This window comes from Thermocatellispora tengchongensis, from assembly GCF_014202315.1.
Classification (GTDB): domain Bacteria; phylum Actinomycetota; class Actinomycetes; order Streptosporangiales; family Streptosporangiaceae; genus Thermocatellispora; species Thermocatellispora tengchongensis.
The window spans coordinates 1-17968 of record NZ_JACHGN010000019.1; the positions used below are offsets into that span (position 1 = coordinate 1).

The window sequence follows — 17968 nt, forward strand, 5'->3', positions numbered from 1 at the left end:
TGCACGATCCGATACGCATGCTTATCCGGAACGAAGTGCATGACCGCCAGCATCAGCACCGCCACCGGCCGGTCATCCCCGCCGAAGATCTCCCGCGCCGCCTCGACGATCTTCTCCGGCTCGTACACATCCCCGTGCACCGCATGCGTGTGACGGTCGGTGGCCAGCAACGCCCGCGCGTGCGCCAGCACCACCGGATCGTTGTCCACATAGACCACTTCGGCATCCGCACGCGTGGCCTGCGCCACCTCATGAACGTTGTTCATCGTCGGCAGCCCAGAGCCGATGTCCAGGAACCGGCCGATCCCCGCCTTACCGGCCAGGAACTTCACCGCCCGACCCAGGAACCAGCGGTTCTGACGGGCCAGCAACGGCATCTGCGGAACGACCGCCTTGACCCGATCACCCATCTCCCGGTCGGCGGCGGAGTTGTCCTTACCGCCGAGCCAGTAGTCGTACACCCGAGCGATATTCGGCATTGTGGCCTTCACGCTGTCAGCCGGTAGAACGATGCCATGGATATTGCGCCGTTCATACTCAACCAAGCGCGCCCTAAGGATGTCGCTATTCGGTGCGCTTAGCTTGACTTCTTCGTTGTCAAGCCGCTGAGCGACCCATTCCTGATGGATGCCGCTTGGCTTCTGGTCACGCCATATGTTCCAGCGCTCGAAGTACTCGGCCTGCAATTCTTCAACCGAACTCGGCCACGGGCCATGCAGACTTTCAGCTCTCTCCCTCTCGGGTCTCACCTCTCCGCACCTCCTTGCCGCCCTGATTGCTGCAAAGGTAGGTGAGGAGTTCCCCACTAAACAGGAGCGCAGCACAGCCATTTGACTGTGCTGCGCCGGGAAAGGACTACGTTACGTGGTCCTACTCCTGGATGCCCATGAAGTCTGCCAACTGCCGTTGATGCTCTGTGAGTGATCGAACTCGCAGGGTGATCACGTCGCGTACCGTATCGCGCGCCATCTGCTGGTAGCGAAGCCATTGCGGGCTTCTCTGTCGTATGTCCAGCAGAAGCCCAACTGCCTTGTCTGGGTCGTTCGTCTGCACGTGCGCACGCGCTTCGTCGAGCAAGTGACGATCCCACTCCTCGCCTGTCATGTTCGCGTCTCGGGTCAACGAGGCAGACAGTTCGAGCGTCTTGGAAGGGTTGCCACCAACTAGGGCGTTCTCTGCGGACTTCAGGGCAACTGTTGTCGGGCCGAACGTCTTGCTATCGACGGTCTTGTGCTCGCGGTGGAGCGGGCCAGCCGCCGCCGCCGCCATGCCTATGTACTCGCGAGCCTCGTGAGGGCGATTATTCCTCGCTGCGGCTGCACTCGCTCTCAGGAGCATCCAGCCCCACGCTGCTAGCTGATCAGGCGTGGCTTTGGAGATCTGCGGCTCAAGCTCTTGCGCGGTCGAGGCACACAACCGCTCGACCTCATCGAAACGCCCCTGACGCAACATTGCGTGCGCTTGGCCACTTACCGCCGCCGCCGCAAGCGGCGTATCTCCGATCTCCAGCGCATCACGCAACGACATGTGAAGCGCCACCAGCGCCAAGTCATGTGCTCTGACTTGGATGAGGTATCGACCGGCCAGCCCCACGATGTTGGCACGCGTGCGGAGTGTTTCGCCTCGTTGCGCCTCCCCGCCGCCTTCGACGTGGTGATGAGCCGACCGGATCAGCGCAGGAAGGAATCCGGCAAGACGATCGTAACGGTCAGAGTGATAGGCGTCGGTCATCGCGTTGACCGCCCTGTTCAGGCGCGCTAGATCGAGTTCATCGCCGTCAGCCGTGCCATATACAGGACGACCGCTTAGGCCCAACGGCGGATTGATCGCAGACCGGATATCACTTAGCACGGCTTCATCGTGATCAGCTTCACGTGGTTCGGGTGAGGTAGATCCGACGAACGTAAGGGTTACCACGCCAAGTGCGCGCGCTAGCTGATGAAGCGTCTCCAGCCGGGCACTACCGCCCTGTTCGATCTTCTTTACCACTCCCACACTGAGGTTGGCTGCGTGGGCTACCTCCTCCTGGGTCATCCCCCGCCGTCTGCGAATCTCTCTTAGGCGATCCCCGATTGACTCATGATCAGGCACTGTGCACCTTCTCCTAGCCCGTCCTAGATGCACTCCTAGGCTATCTGCCCGTAGCCGAGAGCGCTTAGTCCCGAAGCCCACCCCGGATTCCTGAGTCATGCCCGAGGGGGATAGATCAAAATCAGGGGGCGCTCAGCTCTGGGAGGGGGAGGCCCGCTCATCCTGACGGCCCGTTGTGGCTGGGGTGGGCTGGTTCTCCCGCCCGACTTCGGCCCCGGGGCAAGCTGAGCATGCCGACTCCTCCAGATCAAGGCCGTCTGTGCGGGATGGCATCCCATGACCGAGGAACGACGACCGGTCAACGTACACGCGAAGACGGCCTTGACCTTCCGTCCCCGGCATGCTGCCCCGGTATCGGGCCGAAGCAGACGGGAGAACCAGCCAGCGGGTATGGTGCGGGAAGCGAGGCGACCCCCACGCCACCGGCCCGCGAGCCGACACAGACTAGGCCCCTGACCAGGGGAAACAGCCCGCCAACGTTGGCCCGTGTATGGCCCGTGAACAGTGAGCCCCGGCGAGTCTCAGCGAGTACCAGTGAGACACCGCCACCTACCCCAACGCCGCATCTTCCCAGGTCAGAGCACAGATCAGCCCCATGACCAGCTACCCAGCTCCGCTGTGGGATGGTGCGTCCTTTTGTCGTGCTGATGGACATCCGCATGCCCGGCGTGGACGGCCTGGTCGCCACCAGGCGGATCACCGAGGACCCGGAGCTGGCCCACACCAAGGTGATCGTGCTGACCACCTTCGAGCGCGACGAGTACGTCTTCGACGCCCTGCGCTACGGCGCCAGCGGCTTCCTGCTCAAGGACACCAAGCCCGCCGACCTGCTGTCGGCGATCCGGCTGGTCGTGCAGGGCGGCGCGCTGCTGTCGCCCTCGGTCACCCGCAAGGTCGTCAGCGAGTTCGTCTCGCGGTCGCCGCGCCCGATCCGGCCCCACCCCGGCCTCGACCGCCTCACCGACCGCGAGCGCGAGGTGCTGTGCCTGGTCGCGGAGGGCCTGAACAACGACGAGATCGCCGCCCGGCTCGGGGTCAGCCCGGCCACGGCCCGCACCCATGTCAGCCGGACCATGATCAAGCTCTCCGCCCGCGACCGCGCCCAGCTCGTGGTCTTCGCCTACCAGTCGGGCCTGGTGCCGTGATCCTTGTGTGGTCTGTTCAGCCCTGCCCGATCAGATGCGGTTCGGCGCCGCGCCGCAGGATGCGCCGCCGCAGCCGTACGATGCCGGGGCCCGGCTCGGCGCCGGCCTCCTCGGCGAGCCGGTTGCGGAACCTGGTGTAGACGTTCAGCGCCTCGACCGGGCGGCCGGAGCGCTGGTAGGCCAGCATCAGCAGCTCGGTCACCCGCTCGTCGGGCGGCCCGGCGTGCGCCACGGCCGACAGCTCCGGGATGAGCCGCGCGTGGTGCCCCAGCCGCAGCTCGGCCTCCAGGCACTCGATCACCGCGTCCCGGTGCTCCTGCCGCAGCCGCTCGCGCTGCTCGGCCGCCCACCGGCCGGGAAGCCCGCGCAGCGGCTCGCCCGCAGGCACCAGCCCGTCGGCGCCCCACTCACGCAGCGCCGCGCGCAGGCCCCGCGCCGCCGCCTCGTCGTCGTGGCGCAGCGCCGCCCGCGCCTTGTGCGCCTGGTCGCGGAAGCGGTGCACGTCCACCTCTTCGCGCCCCGCGATCAGCCGGTAGGCCCCGCCCCGGCCGTCGGGCAGCATGTCCTGGGTCCCGGACGCGGTCCTGCCCAGGCTGTGGCGCAGCTCGCTGGCGTAGTGGTGGACGACCTTGCGCGCGCTCTTGATGGGCTCGTCGTCCCAGAGCGTGACGATCAGCTCGTCGATCGAGACCGGCTCCGCATCGGCGAGCAGGAGTACGGCCAGCATTAATCGCTGTTTCCGGTCGCCGATATGCACCCAGCTCTGTCCCCTGTGGGCGTCCACTTCGCGTAACAATCGAAAGCGCATCATGTGCCTCCTCCTTCCGGGCGTGCGCATGGGCACGGGGTACGGCATTCGCGTGCGGTCCCGCGCAATTCCGCGGCGGGCCTGTGGTGAGCCGCCAGGATCATCTCCCCGCCGAGCGCGGCAGGCGATATTTGATGCGTATCGCGCGCAGAAGGAGAAATGATGGGCAGCGCTCGGGAAAACCGGCGGCGGGGCGCCGAATGGTTCAAGGCGAGCTTCAGCGACAACGGCGGCGGCTGCGTCGAGGTCGCCATCGGCGATGACGGCGTCGCGGTGCGCGACTCCAAGGACCCCTCGGGCCCGGTGCTCCGCTTCACCGACCTGGAGTGGGCGGCGTTCATCGCCGGAGTGCACGCCGGGGAGTTCGACCTCGGATAAGGGCCCGAGCCCAGGCGAGGGCCACGGCGGGCGGGGGGCGCCGCGTACGGGGAGCGGCGCCCTCCGTCGCCGCGGGCGGCCTGGCTGAGCGGCGCGGACATCGAGGTCATCGGTCCAGGGCGCGGACGTCGGCGGCGAGCGCCGAGAGGAACTCCCGCGCCTCGTCGTCGTAGATCGCGGTGCCGCTCAGCAGCGACCACTGCCGGGTGTAGATCGCGACGTCCTCCGCGTCGTGCGCCGTCAGCCTGACGTGGGTGGTCTCGATCTCCACGAAAGTGCCCTCGGCGGCGTCGTCGCCGATGTCGGTGTCATAGATGGTGAAACCGTGGGAGGGGAACACCACGGCCTCCCTGTTGTGCGGTATCAGCCCGATGGTGACGTTCTCCAGCGTGCTGACCGACGCCACCCGGTCCAATTGCGCGAGCAGCAGCCGGGGCGGTCCGGGCCGGCACCGCAGCGCCGCCTCGGTAATCAGGAATTCGAAACGCCGGCTTTCCTGATAAAGCGCGAGCTGGCGCTGCAACCGGGCCGCGAGCGCCATCGCGAGGTCACCGTCCGAATACGGAGGGTCGAACAGCGCGAACACCCGCCTGGCGTACTCGGCCGTCTGCAGCAGGCCCGGAATCAGCGTCGGCTGGAAAACCCGCACCAGCCGCGCCTGGTCCTCCTGCTCCCGGATGTCGTCCTGGAGGTGGGCCTGCCGCTGCAGCTCCGCCCGCCAGGTGTGCACCTCGGTGAACGCCGACTCGGTCATCTCGCTCAGCCACGCCCGCGTCTCCGGGGACGCCTCCACCGCCTCGGCCCACGCCGTGACCTCCGGCATGGTGGGGATCACGGTGCCGGACTCGATCCGGGACACCTTGGACTGGCTGATCCCGATGCGGGTGGCCAGATCGCGCCCGGAGATCCCGGCGAGATCGCGCAGCCGGCGCAGTTCCGTGGCGAGCCGCTGCCGCTTCCCCGGCGCCGCCCCCGTGCCCTTCATCTTCCGCACCCCCGGGGCCGCCCGGCAATCGCGCACGGCCCGATTACCTGATTCGATCAGATGCCAAACGATGTAGCACTTAATCAGTCCGCACGGAGGATGTCAACACCGTGTAGATCTGACGGCGTTGCCGGGCTTGCAGGGGTAATGGGGGTAAGGCCGGGTTCGCCGACCCGAACCGAGTTCGGGTGATTCGCTTTGAGTTGTTTTGATGCGAACGCCCACGTTTACCGGGCGAGCCTGCGGACTGAGTACTCTCACATGGCTGGCGGTGACTCAAAGGGCGGGTGCGATGACGACGGCGGCCACAGGCGACGACATCATGGCGGAGGCGCGGCGGCGGCGGACCTTCGCGGTGATCAGCCACCCCGACGCGGGCAAGTCCACCATGACCGAGGCCCTGGCGCTGCACGCCTCGGCGATCATCGAGGCCGGCGCGGTGCACGGCAAGGCGGGGCGGCGCGGCGTCACCTCCGACTGGATGGAGATCGAGCGGGCCCGCGGCATCTCCATCACCTCGGCCGCGCTGCGCTTCGAGTACCGCGGCCACATGTTCAACCTGGTGGACACCCCCGGCCACGCCGACTTCTCCGAGGACACCTACCGGGTGCTCGCGGCCGTCGACTGCGCGGTGATGCTGATCGACGCGGCCAAGGGCATGGAGCCGCAGACCATGAAGCTGTTCGAGGTCTGCCGGCACCGCCGCATCCCGGTCATCACCTTCGTCAACAAGTGGGACCGCCCGGGGCGTGAGGCGCTGGAGCTGCTGGACGAGATCGAGCAGCGTACCGGCCTGCGGCCCACCCCGATCACCTGGCCGGTCGGCATCGCGGGCGACTTCCACGGCGTCGCCGACCGCCTGGAGGACCGGATCATCCGCTACGTGCGCACCCCCGGCGGGGCCACCAAGGCGCTGGAGAGCGAGCTGACCCCGGCGCAGGCCGAGGCCGAGCTGGGCGACGACTGGCGGCGCGCGGAGGAGGAGATCGCGCTGCTCGCCGAAATCGGCGCCGACCACGACCAGAAGGAGTTCGAGGCGCACCAGTCCACGCCGGTGCTGTTCGGCGCGGCGCTGTCCAACTTCGGCGTGGCCCGGCTGCTGGACGCGATGGTGGATCTGGCCCCGCCGCCCTCGCCGCGCGACGACGTCGCCGGTGCGCCGCGCCCGCTGGCCGCGCCGTTCTCCGGCCTGGTGTTCAAGGTCCAGGCCAACATGGACCCGGCCCACCGCGACCGGATCGCGTTCGTCCGCGTCTGCTCCGGCCACTTCCGGCGCGGCATGGTGCTCACCCACGCCGCCACCGGCCGCCCGTTCGCCACCAAGTACGCCCAGGCGGTCTTCGGCCAGGACCGCGCCACCATCGACGACGCCTTCCCCGGCGATGTGGTCGGCCTGGTGAACGCCGGCGCGCTGCGCCCCGGCGACACCCTGTACGAGGGCCCGGCCGTGACCTTCCCCCCGATCCCGAGCTTCGCCCCCGAGCACTTCGCGGTGGCCCGCTCGCGCAGCAGCGGCAAGGCCAAGCAGTTCCGCCGCGGCATCGACCAGCTCGACGCCGAGGGCGTGATCCAGGTGCTCCGCTCCGACCTGCGCGGCGACCAGGCCCCGGTGCTGGCCGCGGTGGGGCCGATGCAGTTCGAGGTGGTCCAGCACCGCCTGGCCGCCGAGTTCGGCGCCGAGATCACGCTGGACCGCCTCGACTACACCCTGGCCCGGCGCACCGACGCCGCCTCGGCCGAACGGCTCGCGCGGCAGCGCGGCGCGGAGGTCCTGACCCGCAGCGGCGACCAGGCCCTGCTGGCCCTGTTCACCGACCGCTGGCGGATGAACTCCATCAAGGCCGACCACCCGGACCTGCTCCTGGCCCCCCTGATCGCCGACACCACGGCCGGGAGCTGATCGGGCGGCCGATCAGGCGCCGGCCTTCTGCAGCGCCTTCTCCAGCTCCTCCCTGGACATGTGCGAGCGCCCCGGGATGTCGGCCTGCTGGGCGCGCTCGTACAGCTCGGCCTTGGTGAGGTGTTCGCCCTCGGCCTTCCGCTGGCGGGGCGGGCGGGCGCCGGCGGCCTCGACGGCCAGCGCGTTCATCTCCTCCTTGCGGCGCTCCATGAACGCGGCGCCGAGCTTGCTCCGCTGCTTCTCGTCGGTCTTGTCCGCCAGTTTGGGCAGGATCTCGTTCTCCTCCTCCTGGACGTGCTGCGTGACGGACTTGATCAGCTTGTCCAGCGCCTGACGGAACTCCGGGGAGCCCGGCTCGGCCCGCCTGACCGAGTCCATGAGGATCTCGGCCTCCTTGTGCTCCTCCAGGCTGTGGTGGGCGTCGAGCCCCGGGTAGACGCGGTCCTCCTCGGCGCGGGCGTGCGCGGTGAGGAGGGCGTGCAGCTCCAGGACGGACTTCTTCTGGTCGCCCTGGCCCGACTTGATCCGCTCGAACAGCTCCTCTATCTTGCGATGGTCGTCCGTGATCAGCGTGATGACGTCGTTCTTCATACTGACGCCGCTACCCGTGACCCGCGGTCCCATTCACCCGGCCGCGTCTTGTCACCTGGCCGGATCGTCCACGGCGGCGCTCCCCGCGGCACACGCCGGCCGGGGCACGTCCGCGCCCCGGCCGGTGGCTCCGCCGCTCAGCCCTTCTCGACGGCGATCCGGCGTCCGGGCTGCTTCTCCTCCTCCAGCCCGACGCTCACCTCCAGGACGCCGTCGGTGTAGGACGCCTTGACGTCCTCCTCGTTGGCGCCCCGGGGCAGCATCACGCTGCGGCGCAGCGAGCCGTACCGGAACTCCGAGCGGTGTTCCTCCTTGGTCTCCGAGGTCCGCTCGGCGCGGATGTCCAGCATCCCGTCACCGACCGTGATCTCGACGTCCTTGTCGGGGTCCACGCCGGGCAGCTCCGCCCGCACGACGTAGCGCCCCCCGGCGACGAACTCCTCGATCCGGATGGCCGGGGCGAGCGAGCCGAACCCCGCGAGCGGCGACTCCAGCCAGTCCATGATCTCCGGGAACCCCCACCGCACGGGCGCCGTGCGGCCGCGGTCCCGGCGGGACAGCAATGCCATCGTCACATCCCTCCTTGACGCGAACACCTCCAGTCCACGCCCGCCGCGCGGGCAGGACCAGGGACGAACGTCCCTACTCCCGCTACCCACCTCCCCGTCCGGCAGGCACCCCCTGCCATCGCCGGACTCGCTATGCCATGATAACGACAACCGTTTTCATACTTTCGGACACCGAGGAGGTCCTGTGCCGACCCCACTCGTCCTGGTCGCGGGCCTGCACGCGGGGGCGCGGACCGCCGCGGTCGATCGGCTGCTCCGCCGCCATCCCGGCGCCGTCGCGATCCACCACGACATCCACCTCGCCGCCGGTCGGGCGGAACGGGTCGTACGCGACGCCTCGGGCGTCCTGGAACGCGCCCGCATCCGGGTGGCGCGGAGCCGCGCGGCCCGCGGCGTACGGGAGGACCTGCGCGCCCAGCTCGCGCTCCACGCCGGCTCGGCGCCCCTTGTGATCGCCGACCTGTGGGACTCCGCCGAGCCGCGTCCGGTGGCCGAGGCGCTGGCCGGAGCCGGCCCGTTCCGCCTGACCTGCGTGCTCACCGCGCTCGACGCCGCGCACACGCCCCTTGACCTGTGCCGGGGCGACCGGCTGGCCGAGACCGGCCGCGAGGAGGCGACCGGCGACCGGCGCTACCTGGCCGAGGTGCTGGCCCGGCAGATCGAGTACGCCGGCGCGCTGAGCCTGCACGGCGGCGACGAGGAGGACATCGACCTGTCGGCCGCCGTGCTTCGCCACCTCGCGCCCGCGACCCCGATCACCGCCGATCCCCCCGTCACCGGCCCCACGCTCTCCGTACGCGCGCTGGCCGAGCGCGTCGATCCGGCCACCGCCCTGCTCCCGGCCGAGACGCGCACCGGCGAGATCACCACGGTCGCCTGGCGCCGCCTGCGTCCCCTCCACCCGGGCCGCCTGTTCGAGGCCGTGGACGAACTGGTCACCACCACCGTGCGCTCCCGCGGCCGGTTCTGGCTGGCCAACCGCCACGAGCGCATGCTGTCCTGGGACGCCGTGGCCGGCGTGATCGACATCCGCGACGCCGGCCCCTGGCTGGCCGCCCTCCCCGGCGCCGCGTGGGACCTCGCCACCCCCACCCGCCGCGTCGCCGCCGCCCTCGACTGGCACCCCGAGGTCGGCGACAGGGTGCAGCACCTGGTCTTCACCGGCCCCGGCCTCGACCGGCGCCGCATCCACGCCCTGCTCGACTCCTGCCTGATCGACCAGGGCCCCGCCGTGCCCGCCCCCGCCGACTGGAGCGGCTTCGACGACCCGTTCGCGGGCGTCCTGACGCCGCCCCCTCCGGTCAAGGGGTGGTGAGACGGGGCATCACCTGGGCGTGGGCGAGCCGGACTGCGGCGTACGAGTGCTCTCCGCCGCGCCGCGGCGCCCCGCCCGCCCCGGGACCGGCAGGCCGACGCCCGCCGCCCAGAGCGCGACGCCGATGTAGAGGACCTGCTCGGGGATGCGCTGCCACAGCGGTGAGGCCGCCTCGCCGCCCAGGGTCACCCCGGCGAGCGCGGCGTGGATGTTGGCCGGGAGCATCAGCACGAACAGCAGGGCCAGGCAGACCCCGGCGGCCCGCCGGGTGGCCGGGAGCACCAGCCCCACGGCCCCGGCCAGCTCCAGCACCCCGGTCAGGTAGACCACGGCCGCCGCGAACGGCACGAACGGCGGCACCATCGCCACCATGTCGGCGTGGTTCGGCATGAACGTCACGCTCGATGGGACGAAGTGCGCGCCGGCGGTCATCACCAGCATGACGGCGAGCCCGTGTCCCGCGCTCACCCGCCAGGTCGCGAACCGGCTCACGCCGAGCGCCCCGAGCAGCCGGAACCCCAGCGTGGCCACCAGTAGCACGATCACGGTCATAACAGCCCCCCATTAGATAGTGGAGCTATCCTAGCATTTGGATAGCGCCACTATCCAGTCGCGAGGTGCGGCCAGTGGAGGTTCGGGGCCGCGTTGGGGCGCGACGCGCTCCTGGAGGCCCGATCAGTGCAGTCGGTTGCCCGCACCCATCTGCCGGTCATGACCGGCCCCGGACGGTCTCACGCGCCGTAGGGCAGGGTCACGTCGAGGACGGTCGGCCCGCCGGGAGGGCTGTCCAGCGTGAACGACCCGTCGTGCGCCTCGACCCGCCGGCGGATGCCGACGAGCCCGGAGCCGCTCTCGTCCGCCCCGCCCCGCCCGTCGTCCACGACCTGGAGGCGCAGCCGGTCGTCCAGGCGGCGTACGCTGACGACGGCCTGCCGGGCCCCGCTGTGCTTGGCGATGTTGGTGAGCGCCTCGGCCACCACGAAGTAGGCGGTGGCCTCGACGGACGCGGCGGCCCTGACCGGGAGGTCGGCGTCGATCGTGCAGGGCACCGGGCAGGCCGCGGCCAGGCCGGCGAGCGCGTCGGCGAGGCTCTTGTCGGCCAGGATGGGCGGCAGGATGGTGCGCACCACGCCCCGAAGCTCGGCCAGCGCCTGCTCGGCGGCGCTCTGCGCCCGTTCGAGCGACGCCTTGGCGGTCGCGGGATCGCGCTCCAGCGCCCGCAGTGCCGCGCCGAGCAGCACGTTGACCGCGACGAGCCGGTTCTGCGTCCCATCGTGCAGCGACCGCTCGATCCGGCGCAGCTCGGCGGCGTGCGCGTCGAGCACGGCGGCGCGGGTCGCGGTGAGCTGCGCCACGCGCAGGCTCAGATCGACGTCGGGGCCGGGCCGAAGGAGGCGCCGGCCGAACCATGCCTGCAGCCGGGCCATCCGGGGCGCCAGGAGCAGGGTGAGAGCGACGTCGATCGGGGCCAGGGCGGCGACGGCGAGAGCGCTGGGCGTGTCCCTGACCTCCCACAGCCCGTAGGCCGCGGTCGCGGCCTCCTCCGGAGGCAACAGCCACCACCACAACGCGAAGGTCGCGTCCTGCACCGCGTGGACCGGGAGGGTGAGGGCGACCAGGCCAAGGAGCAGCCCGGCGGAGCCGTGCGCGACCACCCAGGCCAGTTCGCGCCGTACCGTCGGGTCGGCCAGGGCGGCGCGCAGCCCGGCCGGCGGCGGGGGCGGGGCGATGATCTCTTCCGTGCCCCAGCGGGAGAGCCGGTCCCGTTCCCGGTCGGCCACCGCGCGCAACCCGCGCAGTACGGCCGGCCCCATTTTCACCCCCACGCCGACCAGGCAGGCCAGGGCGGTGACGGCCACCGCCATGAGCACGACCAGCGCCAGGACTCCCGTGCTCATACCGCCGACGAGGTGTTCGAGCGCGTCCAGGGTGGCACGGCCGCGGGCGCCCAAGTCCCACCGTCCCGGCCGCCGCAGGGGCAGGTGCCGCAGGGCCCGGCCATTTCCGGCCGCCATAGGTACGTACCTCCTCGGCTGCTCACAGGCCGTTCGCGATCGCGGGAGGTTCAGCAGGCTATAGCGGACTTGTCGTTTTGTCAGGGTCTCCGGCTTGGCGGGGTCTCCGTCTTGTCAGGGTCTGGGAAAGGTTCCGGGACGCCGGCGCGCAGGTCTCGATCGCCTTCCCCATCACCGCCGGCGCAGGAAGAGACGGCCGGCAGCGCGTACGACGGCCGCGTGGTGCACGGCCCGGTCGCCGACGTCGGTCATCGCGCCGTTTCGTGCTCGATGCCGGCGCACCACACCCGCAGGACGCGTTCCGTCGCGGTGATGTCGGCCAGCGGGTCGCCGTCGATGAGGAGCAGGTCGGCCCGCTTGCCAGGGGCGATGACACCCCGGTCGGTGAGGGAGAAGTGCCGTGCGGGCAGGGAGGTGGCCGAGCGCAGCGCCTCGGCGGGGCTCAGCCCGGCCTCCACCAGCAGTCGCAGCTCCTCGTGCATGCTCCGGCCGTGCCGCACCGGGAACGGGGCGCCGGGTTCGTCGTTGGCGTCGGTTCCGGCCAGGATCGGCACACCGGCCGCGTGCAGTGCCGAGACGGTCGCCATGCTGCCGGCGAAGCCCTCGGGGTGGCCGACGGACCGCGCCACCCCCTCCATCATGATCAGAGTGGGGATGGTCACGCGTCCCTCGGCGCGGATGCGCTCCACGTCGGCGGGGTCCGCGGGCGGGCCGATCGGGCAGTGGGTGATGAAGTCCGCGCCGGAATCGACGGCCATCGTGTACGCGCCCGCGGACGAGGCATGCGCGACGACCTGCTTGCCGCGGGCGTGGGCGGCCTCGACGAGCGCCTTTGCGACCCCGGCCTCCAGGCCGCCCCCACCGGGCGCCTCCATGACGATCTTGATGTACTCCGAGCCCTCGGCGATCCGGTCCGCCACCCACTGCTCGGCTTCGCCCGCGTCGGTGACGACGGCCAGCGGGGTCATCGCGGCCATGCGTGCGTGGGGACCGGCGGGCCCGATCGCCGGGATCCCGGCGCTCATGATGTCGGTGGTGCCTTTCGCGCCGCGCAGCGATGCCGGCAGCTCCGGCGGCCAGGCGGCCATGTCCAGGGCGGTGGTCACGCCGTACCGGGCCAGCGCGTCCAGGCTCTCGGGACCGTGCAGGTGGACGTGGGCGTCGATCAGTCCGGGAAGCAGCACGGCGCCGTGGGCGTCGATGCGCTCGGCCCCGGGCGCATCCCGTGTGATCAGACCGTTCTCGACCTCGACGGTGGTCGGTTCGGTCAGGTGCCGCCCGTCGAAGACGCGCACGTTGACCAGGGCGAACGCGGTCGCCATGGCATACCCCCTCAAGTTAAGGGACAGTTTTGTCCTCTATGTGGGAGACTAGCCAGCCGGAAAGGCCGCTGTCCACCGAGATCGTGATCACGGCGGTTCGGGCAGATTGGAGGGAGCATCCGGGATGCCCCGTCGAGGACGCCTCCCAGGGACGTACGGACGACTTCCCGGGTCGGCTATAACCGGAAGCGTGGTCACTCATCCCGCTGCCTCGGCGCCTTCCGGCCACCCGGAGAAGAGCGCCACAAGCCCGAAAGGGACGGCGAAGACCACCCGCAGGCGCGGCGTGGCGCTCACCCGCGCGATCTATCGCGCCGCGTTCGAGGAACTGGCCGAGAACGGCTTCGACGCCCTGGCCTTCGACAAGCTCGCCCCGCGCGCCGAGACCGGCAAGTCGGTCCTCTACCGGCGCTGGTCAACCCCCTACGAGCTGCTGCTGGAGGCACTGAACGATCCGGTCGAGGGCTTCGGCGACCCCCCGGACCCCGACACCGGCACCCTGCGCGGAGACCTCCTCGCCCTGCTGGAAGGGCTGGCGCGCGTCCTCGACGAGCCTCGCGGCAAGGCCCTCATCCCCCTGCTGACCGACCGGGGCCGCCCGCCGGAGCTCCACACCGCCGCCCGCGAACGGGTCATCACCCCCCACCAGAAGATCCTCATCGGCCGCCTGCGAGCCGCCGCCGAACGAGGCGAAGCCGACCCGGCGTCCGTCACACCCCTGGTCGCGTCGGTCGGCCCGCGCATGATCCTGTTCGAGTCGATGGACAAGGGACATGTGACCCGGCAAGACGTCGTCGCCATCGTGGACCACGTCCTCCTCCCCCTGACCGCACCACGCCACCGCCCCTAGCCAGAGCACCTTCCGGGCGCCCGGAAGGGCGCGTACCAGGTACGCCGTCGCCCAGCACAGCGGCAGCGCGAGGATCGCGAGCAGCGCGGCCTTCGCGACCGCGGGCGCCTGTACGTCGCGGAGCGCGTAGTTCAGGACGACCACCACGACCGGGTGGATGACGTAGACGGCGTAGGCGTGCGCCGACAGGAACCGGCGGCGGCGTCCCTGGTGGCCGAAGCGCTCCCGGAACAGAACCAGCAGGCCGAGGATGATGCCGACGGCGAGAGCCGACTCACAGGCCGCCGCCACCAGGGACGGCAGGGTTCCGCGACCCAGGCCCGCCTCCCCGCCCGCGCCCAGGACGAGGACGAGCGCGACCGCGGCGACGGCCGCGGCGGCGAACCCGGCCCGGCCCGCCGTTCTGGACAGGCTCCCCAGCCGGCCGCGCCGGGCCGCGAGCAGCCCGACGGTGAACAGTGCCGCGTACTGCGGCAGGTAGGCGGGGGAGGGCAACCCCAGGATCGTGACCCCCATCGCCCATCGACCGCGGCCTGCACGGTGACGGACATCATGCGGGGGTCGAAGGAGCGGAACTCGCCGTTCTGCCGGCCGAGGCGGAACAGCGCCTCCCGCGCTTCGTAGATCGGCTCGTTCAAGGAGATGCCGTAGCGCGGCTTGCCGTCGGGGAGGCGGAAATTGTCGCGGATCTCTCTCGGGTCAGGTTCGACGGCTGCCGATGGGCTTCCTGGCGTCGTAGTCCAGCCGGGCCTGCTCGACCTTGCCCAGATTGACCGACCACTCGGCGAGTGCCGCGAACACCGGCGCGAGGCTGCGCCCCAGTTCGCTGATCTCGTACTCCACCCGCGGCGGAACCTCGGGGTGGTAGGTGCGCACGACGAGCCCGTCGCGTTCCAGTTGCCGCAGCCGTTCGGTCAGCACCTTGGGCGTGATGGTGGAGATACGGCGTTCCAGCTCCACGAATCGATGCCGCCCGTATTCATGGAGCACCCACAGGATCGGAGTGGTCCAGCGGCTGAAGACGATGTCCACCACCGGGGCGATCGGGCACGCCTGCTCGGGGGCGACGTCCGCAGGAGCCGCCCAAGCTGTGTCGTTGGTCACAATGAGCCTTCCTCGCCAATACTTTCGTCTAGGTACCTACTATCACGCCACTAGTAGCTTCCATCGAGTCCGCAAAGGGGCATCGACAACCGGGAGCGAAGATGATTGTGGTGACTGGAGCCACGGGCAACGTCGGGCGGCCGCTCGTGCAGGCGCTCGTTGCGGCCGGCGAGCAGGTGACGGCGGTGTCACGAAGGATCTCAGAGCCGGACGTGCCGGTGGGGGTGCGGCACCGGCGAGCCGACCTGGCCGAGCCGGCGAGCCTCAAGCCCGCCCTCGAAGGAGCCGAAGCGCTGTTCTTGTTGACCTCCGCCGACTTCATGGCGAACGGCGATCTCGGTGAGGTCATGAACGTCGTGCGGGCGGCCGGCATTCGGCGGGTCGTGTTGCTGTCCTCCCATGGTGTGGGCACGGGACGCCACCCCTCGGGCCTGGAAGACGCCGTCAAGCAGTCGGGTCTGGAATGGACGATGCTGCGGCCGGGCAACTTCGACTCCAACACGTTCCGATGGGCCGATTCGGTCCGGGCGCAACGGGTGGTCACGGCACCGTTCGGCGACGTCGCGGTGCCGGCCATCGACCCGGCCGACATCGCCGAGGTCGCCGGCGTCGCTCTGCGCGAGCCGGGCCACGAGGGCAACGTCTACACGCTGACCGGACCGGCTCCGATCTCACCCCGGCAGCAGGCCACGGCGATCGGGGACGCCCTCGGCGAGCCGGTGCGGTTCATCGAGCAGAGCCGCGAGGAGGCACGCCGCCAAATGCTGCGATACATGCCCGAACCGGTCGTGGAGGCCACCCTCGGCGCCCTGGGCGCACCGTCCCCCGCCGAGCAGCGCGTCAGCCCCGATGTCGAGCCGATCCTCGGCCGCCCGCCCCGCACCTTCGCCCAGTGGGCGGAGCGCAACATCGCGGCCTTCAGATAGCGCGTCCGGGCGACCGCCAGACCCTGGCGGTACGCGCCTCAGCCCGTCGTCCAGCGACGGAGTTTCTCGGGGTTGCGCACTACCCAGATGTGCTTGATCCGGTCGCCCGCGACCTCGAACGCGAACACCGTCACGGTGACGCCGTCTTGCTGAGCCACCAGACCGGGCTGACCGTTGACCGTACGCTCCAGCAACGTCATGTTGCCGGAGATCCGGTCGGCGATCTCGGCCCAGGCGCGCGCGATCTGCTCGGCGCCTTCGATGGGGCGCAGGAAGGTGGTGGCGAGGCCGCCGCCGTCGGCGATCGCCCTGGCGTCGGGGTCGAGCAGGCCGATCAGGGCGTGGATGTCCTTGGCCTCCCATGCCTGCTTGAAGTCCCTGACGATGCCGGCGTGCTGGGCTGCCGGACTCGCGGGGCCCCGCGACTCGCGAACGCGGCGGCGGGCCGAGGAGGCCAGTTGGCGGCATGCCGCCGGAGTCCGGCCAACGATCTCGGCCACTTCGGCAAAGGAGTGGCAGAAGACGTCGTGCAGGATGAACGCGACGCGTTCGGCCGGGGTCATCGATTCGAGCACGACCAGGAAGGCCATGCTGACCGACTCATCCAGGGTGACCCGGTCGGCCGGGTCGGCGGTCGCACCGCCCGGCCGCCCGCTGATCCACTCCGTACGCTCGGGCAGCGGTTCGGGGATCCACTCGCCCACATACCGCTCCCGCCTCGCGCGCGCCGAGCCGAGCACGTCCAGGCAGATGCGGCCGGCGACCCGCGTCAGCCAGGCGCCGGGGGACTCGATGGCGTCCTGCTGCTGCCGGGACATGGCGTACCAGCGGGCGTAGGTCTCCTGTACGACATCCTCGGCCTCGGCCAGGGAGCCCAGGAGCCGATAGGCGAGATTGATCAGCTGACGCCGCTCGCTCATGATCGCACTCAGGCCGGGATCTGGCCGGCCGTGTCCTGGCTCGGATGGGGTGGTCACGGTATCGACGGCTCCCTTGGTCGCATCTAGCCTCCCCCGTCCGACGAGATAGCGCGCCGGACTGTGAGGTCGGCCCGTCGCCTGACATCCCGGAGGGCTGTGTCGTCGTACGGCCGAGACGAACACATCATCAAGCGAACAGGAAGCTCAGCGACATCATGACCATCTCAATGCCGGCATCACCCTTCGCCGACCCGGCACCCGCGCAGCGCCTGGAGCGGGCGGCCGCCGCGCTGACGGAACACGGTTTCACCGTGGAAATCCTCGACGACGCCGCCGCCGCGCGTGCCCGCGTCAAAGCGCTGATACCCGAGGGCGCCAGCGTGTTCACCGGGGCCAGCGAGACCCTCCGCCTGTCCGGCATCGAGGAGGACATCAACACCAGCGGGCGCTACGACGCCGTCAAGCCACGCGGCCTGGCCATGGACCGCGCCACCCAACTGCGCGATATCTGGCGGCTGATGTCCGCCCCCGACGTCATCGTGGGCAGTGTCGCTGCGGTCACCGAAACCGGCTCCCTCGTGGTCGCCTCGGCCAGCGGAAGCCAGTTGCCCGGCTACGCCGGCGCCGCCGCCCACGCGATCTGGATCGTCGGGGCGCAGAAGGTGGTGTCCGACCTGCCCACCGCACTGCGCCGCGTCGAAGACCACTGCCTCCCGCTGGAAAACGACCGCGCCATGAAGGTCTACGGCAAGCCCAGTGCCCTTAACCGCCTTCTCATTCTCAACGCGGAACCCCACCCTGGGCGCGGCACCGTCCTGCTGCTCCGCGAAACCATCGGATTCTGAACCACCGGCATTCCTCGTTGGGGGACCCCGCCCGGAGAGTGCCCGGTGCCGCACCGGCGCCGGGCACTCTGGTCCGGCGGGCGGGGGTTTCATCGTGCCGGCGACGGCAGGACGCCAACGAACCCCTCAGCGTCTGGCCGGCGACCGTCGCCGGGCGCGTCCGCCTGGCCCTGCTCGGCCGGTGACGCCCCGGTCATCGGTTGC

At 70.5% G+C, this 17968-nt stretch carries 17 protein-coding genes and 2 pseudogenes; 7 read left to right on the forward strand and 12 right to left on the reverse strand.

The annotated features are described in order from the left end of the window. Positions 1 to 749 (reverse strand): SAM-dependent methyltransferase (locus HNP84_RS35715; protein ID WP_312926502.1); only part of this gene is annotated, 749 nt, incomplete at its 3' end. 121 nt (positions 750 to 870) lie between these two features. Beyond that, positions 871 to 2124: a helix-turn-helix domain-containing protein gene (locus tag HNP84_RS35720; protein ID WP_312926503.1), complete on the reverse strand. Its 1254-nt coding sequence runs from the start codon at positions 2122 to 2124 to the stop codon at positions 871 to 873. 596 nt (positions 2125 to 2720) lie between these two features. Here HNP84_RS35720 and HNP84_RS35725 point away from each other — a divergent pair. Next, positions 2721 to 3236 (forward strand): annotated as a pseudogene (locus tag HNP84_RS35725) (LuxR C-terminal-related transcriptional regulator); the annotation flags it as partial. 16 nt (positions 3237 to 3252) lie between these two features. Here HNP84_RS35725 and HNP84_RS35730 read toward each other — a convergent pair. Then, entirely contained in the window at positions 3253 to 3963 is a 711-nt protein-coding gene (locus HNP84_RS35730) for an AfsR/SARP family transcriptional regulator (protein WP_185054439.1), read from the reverse strand. 240 nt (positions 3964 to 4203) lie between these two features. On the opposite strand from HNP84_RS35730, the gene HNP84_RS35735 reads away from it, so the two are divergent. Beyond that, entirely contained in the window at positions 4204 to 4422 is a 219-nt protein-coding gene (locus HNP84_RS35735; protein WP_376772012.1) for a DUF397 domain-containing protein, read from the forward strand. Positions 4423 to 4528: 106 nt separating this feature from the next. Here the strand turns inward: HNP84_RS35735 and HNP84_RS35740 are convergent, their stop codons facing one another. Beyond that, positions 4529 to 5407 (reverse strand): helix-turn-helix domain-containing protein, encoded by an 879-nt coding sequence (locus tag HNP84_RS35740; RefSeq protein ID WP_185054440.1) that lies wholly within the window; start codon positions 5405 to 5407, stop codon positions 4529 to 4531. A 292-nt stretch (positions 5408 to 5699) separates the two neighbouring features. Here HNP84_RS35740 and HNP84_RS35745 point away from each other — a divergent pair, with 292 nt between their 5' ends. Then, positions 5700 to 7307: a peptide chain release factor 3 gene (locus tag HNP84_RS35745; RefSeq protein ID WP_185054441.1), complete on the forward strand. Its 1608-nt coding sequence runs from the start codon at positions 5700 to 5702 to the stop codon at positions 7305 to 7307. A 12-nt stretch (positions 7308 to 7319) separates the two neighbouring features. On the opposite strand, the gene HNP84_RS35750 is transcribed toward HNP84_RS35745, so the two are convergent. Next, the gene (locus HNP84_RS35750) at positions 7320 to 7898 is read right to left on the reverse strand and encodes a hemerythrin domain-containing protein (RefSeq protein WP_185054442.1); all 579 of its coding nucleotides are present in this window, start codon (positions 7896 to 7898) and stop codon (positions 7320 to 7322) included. A 137-nt stretch (positions 7899 to 8035) separates the two neighbouring features. Beyond that, positions 8036 to 8467, reverse strand: coding sequence for an Hsp20/alpha crystallin family protein (locus HNP84_RS35755; protein WP_185054443.1), 432 nt, complete (start codon positions 8465 to 8467; stop codon positions 8036 to 8038). 184 nt (positions 8468 to 8651) lie between these two features. On the opposite strand from HNP84_RS35755, the gene HNP84_RS35760 reads away from it, so the two are divergent. Further along, positions 8652 to 9782 carry a GTP-binding protein gene (locus HNP84_RS35760; protein ID WP_185054444.1) on the forward strand — a complete coding sequence of 377 codons (1131 nt, stop codon included), beginning with the start codon at positions 8652 to 8654 and terminating at the stop codon, positions 9780 to 9782. Positions 9783 to 9791: 9 nt separating this feature from the next. Here the strand turns inward: HNP84_RS35760 and HNP84_RS57085 are convergent, their stop codons facing one another. The 3 genes from HNP84_RS57085 to HNP84_RS35775 all read right to left on the reverse strand — a co-directional run bounded on the left by HNP84_RS57085 (position 9792) and on the right by HNP84_RS35775 (position 13119). Beyond that, positions 9792 to 10334: a DoxX family protein gene (locus HNP84_RS57085; RefSeq protein WP_246519147.1), complete on the reverse strand. Its 543-nt coding sequence runs from the start codon at positions 10332 to 10334 to the stop codon at positions 9792 to 9794. A gap of 179 nt (positions 10335 to 10513) precedes the next feature. Further along, positions 10514 to 11797, reverse strand: a complete 1284-nt coding sequence (locus HNP84_RS35770) for a sensor histidine kinase (RefSeq protein WP_185054445.1) — start codon at positions 11795 to 11797, stop codon at positions 10514 to 10516. A gap of 248 nt (positions 11798 to 12045) precedes the next feature. Next, a complete protein-coding gene (locus tag HNP84_RS35775; RefSeq protein ID WP_185054446.1) occupies positions 12046 to 13119 on the reverse strand; it encodes an amidohydrolase family protein in 1074 nt (357 codons plus the stop codon). Positions 13120 to 13243: 124 nt separating this feature from the next. Here HNP84_RS35775 and HNP84_RS56905 point away from each other — a divergent pair, with 124 nt between their 5' ends. Further along, complete coding sequence (locus tag HNP84_RS56905; RefSeq protein ID WP_185054652.1) at positions 13244 to 13969, forward strand: TetR/AcrR family transcriptional regulator; 726 nt, start codon at positions 13244 to 13246, stop codon at positions 13967 to 13969. Positions 13970 to 14023: 54 nt separating this feature from the next. Here HNP84_RS56905 and HNP84_RS56910 read toward each other — a convergent pair. Next, positions 14024 to 14485 (reverse strand): annotated as a pseudogene (locus HNP84_RS56910) (acyltransferase family protein); the annotation flags it as partial. A gap of 183 nt (positions 14486 to 14668) precedes the next feature. Then, positions 14669 to 15073, reverse strand: coding sequence for a winged helix-turn-helix transcriptional regulator (locus tag HNP84_RS35785; RefSeq protein ID WP_185054447.1), 405 nt, complete (start codon positions 15071 to 15073; stop codon positions 14669 to 14671). Between the two features lie 101 nt (positions 15074 to 15174). On the opposite strand from HNP84_RS35785, the gene HNP84_RS35790 reads away from it, so the two are divergent. Beyond that, a complete protein-coding gene (locus HNP84_RS35790) occupies positions 15175 to 15999 on the forward strand; it encodes an NAD(P)H-binding protein (protein WP_185054448.1) in 825 nt (274 codons plus the stop codon). Positions 16000 to 16037: 38 nt separating this feature from the next. Here HNP84_RS35790 and sigJ read toward each other — a convergent pair whose 3' ends face one another. Beyond that, positions 16038 to 16919 carry an RNA polymerase sigma factor SigJ gene (gene sigJ / locus HNP84_RS35795; protein WP_221337197.1) on the reverse strand — a complete coding sequence of 294 codons (882 nt, stop codon included), beginning with the start codon at positions 16917 to 16919 and terminating at the stop codon, positions 16038 to 16040. A gap of 215 nt (positions 16920 to 17134) precedes the next feature. Between sigJ and HNP84_RS35800 the strand changes: the two genes are divergently transcribed. Beyond that, positions 17135 to 17764 (forward strand): LUD domain-containing protein, encoded by a 630-nt coding sequence (locus HNP84_RS35800; RefSeq protein WP_185054450.1) that lies wholly within the window; start codon positions 17135 to 17137, stop codon positions 17762 to 17764. Positions 17765 to 17968 lie beyond the last annotated feature (204 nt).